General features: G+C 45.6%; 7 protein-coding genes. 2 read left to right on the forward strand and 5 right to left on the reverse strand.

Annotation, left to right across the window (positions count from 1 at the left end):
* Positions 1–293 precede the first annotated feature (293 nt).
* The gene (locus Q0R35_RS08400) at positions 294–941 is read right to left on the reverse strand and encodes a hypothetical protein (protein ID WP_295616046.1); all 648 of its coding nucleotides are present in this window, start codon (positions 939–941) and stop codon (positions 294–296) included.
* A gap of 424 nt (positions 942–1,365) precedes the next feature.
* Here Q0R35_RS08400 and Q0R35_RS08405 point away from each other — a divergent pair, with 424 nt between their 5' ends.
* Positions 1,366–2,493 carry a quinone-dependent dihydroorotate dehydrogenase gene (locus tag Q0R35_RS08405; protein WP_295616048.1) on the forward strand — a complete coding sequence of 376 codons (1,128 nt, stop codon included), beginning with the start codon at positions 1,366–1,368 and terminating at the stop codon, positions 2,491–2,493.
* A 5-nt stretch (positions 2,494–2,498) separates the two neighbouring features.
* Here the strand turns inward: Q0R35_RS08405 and Q0R35_RS08410 are convergent, their stop codons facing one another.
* The 3 genes from Q0R35_RS08410 to Q0R35_RS08420 are packed head-to-tail and all read right to left on the reverse strand — an operon-like array spanning position 2,499 to position 3,383.
* Positions 2,499–2,735 (reverse strand): HNH endonuclease, encoded by a 237-nt coding sequence (locus Q0R35_RS08410; protein ID WP_295616051.1) that lies wholly within the window; start codon positions 2,733–2,735, stop codon positions 2,499–2,501.
* Between the two features lie 13 nt (positions 2,736–2,748).
* The gene (locus Q0R35_RS08415; RefSeq protein WP_295616055.1) at positions 2,749–3,114 is read right to left on the reverse strand and encodes a clan AA aspartic protease; all 366 of its coding nucleotides are present in this window, start codon (positions 3,112–3,114) and stop codon (positions 2,749–2,751) included.
* Positions 3,114–3,383, reverse strand: coding sequence for a hypothetical protein (locus Q0R35_RS08420; protein WP_295616058.1), 270 nt, complete (start codon positions 3,381–3,383; stop codon positions 3,114–3,116). The genes Q0R35_RS08415 and Q0R35_RS08420 overlap by 1 nt, the downstream gene beginning before the upstream one ends.
* Positions 3,384–3,557: 174 nt before the next feature.
* Between Q0R35_RS08420 and Q0R35_RS08425 the strand changes: the two genes are divergently transcribed.
* On the forward strand, positions 3,558–3,881 hold the full coding sequence (locus Q0R35_RS08425) for a hypothetical protein (RefSeq protein ID WP_295616085.1): 324 nt from the start codon (positions 3,558–3,560) through the stop codon (positions 3,879–3,881).
* A gap of 72 nt (positions 3,882–3,953) precedes the next feature.
* Here Q0R35_RS08425 and Q0R35_RS08430 read toward each other — a convergent pair.
* On the reverse strand, positions 3,954–4,778 hold an 825-nt coding region (locus Q0R35_RS08430), incomplete at its 5' end, for a cobaltochelatase subunit CobN (RefSeq protein WP_295616088.1).

Below are 4,778 nucleotides of genomic sequence, written 5' to 3' on the forward strand. Positions count from 1 at the left end.
GTACTCCGCTAGAGTATAGCGGTCGGTATTTCTTAGGTGGTAGGTACTACAACATTCCTGTCCGGAATTTTAATTTCGATGCCAATTTCAATGTTTTTACATCATTGCCACCTCTACCACCGCGCGCGATTTACCTACAACAAGAGGTGTTCAAACGGGCTTACAATTAATATTACAAGGAGATCTAGATAAAAAATAGGGGTATATGAATTACCCCTACCCTCTAGATATTGTAGCGATTGCTCTTAATCGAACTTACTTGCTAAATTACCAGCAACAACCGCCAGTATTAATTAAAATTCAAAACCCAAACCAAAGTTGACCCCATTAATCGAGCCGAAATCGGTATTGTAACTACTGACGAGAGCCACACCTTCAAACAGATTGACATCGACACCGACAGTTGCTAGCAAGCTAAATTTACTACTTTGATTGTTAACAGAACTATACTGCACCCCACCGCCAACATTAAACGTTACGACTGGGTTGCGCTCGAAGGGTTCTTTATCGCTAAAGATAAAATCGTAGGTAATGGGAACGCGGACGATGGTAGCACTACCACCAAAAATTGCAGAGGGACGGATAGAATAATTCGGGCTTAATGGAAATCTACTAATCGCACCAAAACTACCGCTACCATTTCCAGTCGCAAATGCTGGCCCCAAATAGCTGCGGGGAATTCTGGAGGTATAACCGTTCCCGGTATCGACAGTAGTATTCGGTGATGAGGGAGCTGGTGGCGGTGTCGATCCGCCGGGGAGTTCGGATTGGGCGACTTTTATCGCTGCGGGAGCCTGGATATCGGGGCTAGTTAGGCGAGTGCGATTTTTCCAGTCTGCTCTCGTCGTCGTGGCAGATGCTTGAGGTTTTTGGGCTGTAATCGGCGCGGGGTGCGATAATAGGGCTGGGGTGGTAGCGACGGTGGCGATAGGTGGGGTCATAGGGATATTGATTACTCCTCAAAGATTAGTTACTGTATTTAATACTTGCTGTCTAAATCCTCATGAAGACTTAGACTGCTAATTGATTATATAGTTTCCTCAAATCAAATCTGTGCGATCGACCATCTCAATTTAAGACATTTTTGCCACAACCCATCCCCAAATACCAGATTTCTTACTCCTTAAAGCCTAAGGTAGCACTCGCAAACTCCAAGTCTATTGGCTGTGATGCGTAGATCTCTACCCCACCCCAGCCCTCCCCTTATAAAGGGGAGGGAGCAAAAGCCCCCCCTTTATAAGGGGGGGTTGGGGGGGTAAACCAACCTCAAACGCAGCTAGCATGTAGGTTAGGTTTTCCTTACTCCTTACTCCGGTCAGTGAGCGATAGCCGAACTGTACTCCCTACTCCCACCTCCCATCTCCCTTGGATATCTACCAACTCGCACTCCGTCCCCTGTTATTTTCCGTTCTTAAAGCCGATCCAGAAGCGGTTCACAAGCAGTCGCTAGCCCTCTTACACGCGATCGATTCCACGCCGACATCTCCTCTGACCAAACTCGCTAAAGCAAGCTTTCAGCAGTATTTTTGTCGGGCACAGCCACAGCTAGCACAGTCGCTCTTCGGGCTGAATTTTGCCAATCCAGTTGGTTTGGCGGCGGGTTTCGATAAAGATGGCATCGCTGCTGGCATGTGGCAATATTTAGGCTTTGGGTTTGCGGAATTGGGCACGGTGACTTATCACCCGCAGCCAGGAAACGAACCGCCGCGTCTATTTAGGTTGCCCCAAGATCGGGCGGCATTAAATCGGATGGGGTTCAATAATTTGGGTAGTGCGGCAATGGCAGCAGCATTACAACAGCGTCATCAGGGTGATTTTAGCATTCCGATCGGCATTAATTTAGGGAAGTCTAAAATTACGCCATTAGCAGCAGCGGCGCAGGATTATTTGGGGAGTTTCAAAAGGCTGCAAGATTTGGGCGATTATTTTGTAATTAATGTGAGTTCGCCGAATACACCCAATTTACGAGATTTACAGGCGATCGAACCATTACGGATTATTTTTGATACTTTACAACAAGAAAATCAGGGTCGCAAGCCCATATTAGTCAAAATTGCCCCCGATTTAGCGTGGGAAGATATTGCAGCGGTGGTGGAGCTATCACAGACTTATCAATTAGCCGGAATTATTGCCACTAATACGACGATCGATCGATCGCAATTAACTACTAAAATAGTTGCAGCTACGGGTAAAAAAGTAACTGAAGAAGCCGGGGGGATTAGCGGCGCGCCCGTTCGTCAAAAATCTACTGAAGTGATTCGGTTTATCCATCAGCAAACGGGTGGCAGTTTGCCAATTATCGGCGTAGGCGGCATTTTTACCGCCGATGATGCCTGGGAGAAAATTACGGCTGGGGCGAGTCTAATTCAAGTCTATACAGGTTGGACTTACAATGGCCCCTGGATGGTCGATCGCATTTTGACAGGATTACTCGCCAAACTAGAATCGCGAGGGTTAGCATCGATTTCCGCAGCCGTGGGGATTGGAAATTAGGGACGTTAATCGTAGCGGCGATTGAACCTGGGATCGAAATAATGTTTTTTCTGGCTGTTACAGGAACTGCATAATGTTTGCAAATTACTGATATCGTTGCTACCACCTGAAGCTAGCGGAATGATATGGTCGATCGATAGTTTAGTAGTTTGTCCGCAACTTTTACACTGATGGTTGTCTCGATCGAATACATACTCACGAACTGCTTTAGGGAAACTAATTCGCTCAGATTTTCCTGCCATATTTATTAAACGATTAGAACTTTTCTATTTTCACTAAGCCACCTTCTGTAAATCTCACGATAAGTTCATAATTTTCTAGCAATCTCGTTCCAAGCAAAGGTTTTTTCCCTGCCGCAAGTACCCGAACTTTTTGTTCTACTCCATTCCAGATAATTACTGCTTCATGAATTGGTAATATTACGTTGCTATTATCCGCCAAATTGGCTGACATTGCATACTTGAATGGTAAGCCTAGCAGAGAAACCGCTTCTGGCGGTAAGGACAGACGATCTGTGAATCCAGTATCGATTACAAAGTCAATTGAGAAATCTGGTCGATTTGGTAGACGAAAAACTACCGCAATAGTGGCATGTCTGCCCTTAACAATTCCAGAAATCATCAATCGACCCGCTCCATCACACCACCGAAGGAAGCTGAGACATTGTAGCCAATGCGGATACCAAATAGTCGAGCAGTAGGATTTTTCTCGCTCAAGTTTGTGGCAGAGATTAAGCCATCTTCATCTACTTCATAGTTCCCTGTCTCAATATCAATAATTACCATTTTACCGATATTAGCTTCAGAATGTACCTGCTGACGAATGCTACTTTCGTACATCTGTTGGGCACGATGGGCGACTTCTTCATGAGTGAGTAAAATTGTTTGCATAGGTTTTAGCTATCTGTTCGATTATTGTTATTTTACGATCGTCAAAAATTTACATTAATCTTATTTTATTTTGTAACTGAAATCACATTCATTTCGATGTCTTATTCGTTACAAATAGATTTATGTATATTGCCGATCCTTTCAATTATAATTCACACTTGCACAACATAACATGTGCTAACAAAAAACTTTCTCCGCTCTTTATTCACAATTTGTCTAAGCTGTTTACTATTACTCAATAGTTTTGCTACTCCAGCTTTAGCTGATAATGGTTCCATTATAGAAAAAGTAGTAGGAGGTTTTTGGACGGGATTTGGTAGCACGATTGGGGGTGCAGCGGGTGTGGTAACAGTGTGTTATGTGGTTGATGTTGCCATAGCTCCTTTTGCTCCACCAGTAGCAGCATCTCTAGCACCAATGTGTCCCGCTATTGGTGTTACTGTTGGTGGAAGTTTTGGTAGTATTATAGTTAGATCTAAATTGGCTGGGCACGCTTAGTTGCTATATTTGATTACTTTAAAACCCCTGTAGAGCGCGGGCTATACAGGGGTTATCTTATTAAATTAGAGATTACTCAACACCTTCAATTCGGTCTTCAACTTCTTGATACAAGTCGCGGAGCTTATCGAGATTCTCTTCTGAAGTTTCCCAGTAGCCGCGTCCGTTGACTTCTAACAGCGTCGAAACAATCTTACGGAACGAGTTAGGATTGAGATCCATCAACCGTTTACACATGTCCGCATCTTTGATGAACGTGTCATTGGTTTCTTCATATACCCAATTATCCACCGCTCCGGCGGTCGCACTCCAACCGCTGGTATTTACCAATCGTTTGGAGAGTTCCCGTACGCCTTCGTAGCCGTGGGAGAGCATTCCCTCATACCATTTAGGATTGAGCAATTTGGTGCGTGCGTCTAGGCGGACGGTTTCTGAGAGGGTGCGTACTTGGGCGTTGGCGGTGGTGGTGTCGGCGATGAAGGAGGTGGGCTTTTTGCCGTCTGTCCGCAGGTTGGCGACGATTTTGGTGGGGTCTGAGTCGTAGTAGTGAGATACGTCAGTCAGACTGATTTCGGAGGAATCGAGGTTTTGGAAGGTGACATCGGCGGTTTTGAGGGCGGTTTCAAAGATGGTGCGGTTTTGCGCCATTGTGCCGGGATTATCTGCGCTGAAGGCGAAGGATTTGCGTCCGAGGTACATTTCCTGAAGTTCGGCTTCGTTTTCCCAGGTGCCGTTTTCGATGGCGAGGTTGACGTTGGAGGAGTAGGAACCGGAGGCGTTGGAGAAGACGCGGGTGGCGGCTTGACGCAGGTTGATGCCCATTTCTTCGGCTTGAACTAGGGCGTGTTTGCGGATGAAGTTCATTTCTAATGGTTCATCGGCTTCGGCGGCCATTTT

The sequence above is a fragment of the Chamaesiphon sp. GL140_3_metabinner_50 genome, assembly GCF_025361915.1.
GTDB lineage: Bacteria > Cyanobacteriota > Cyanobacteriia > Cyanobacteriales > Chamaesiphonaceae > Chamaesiphon.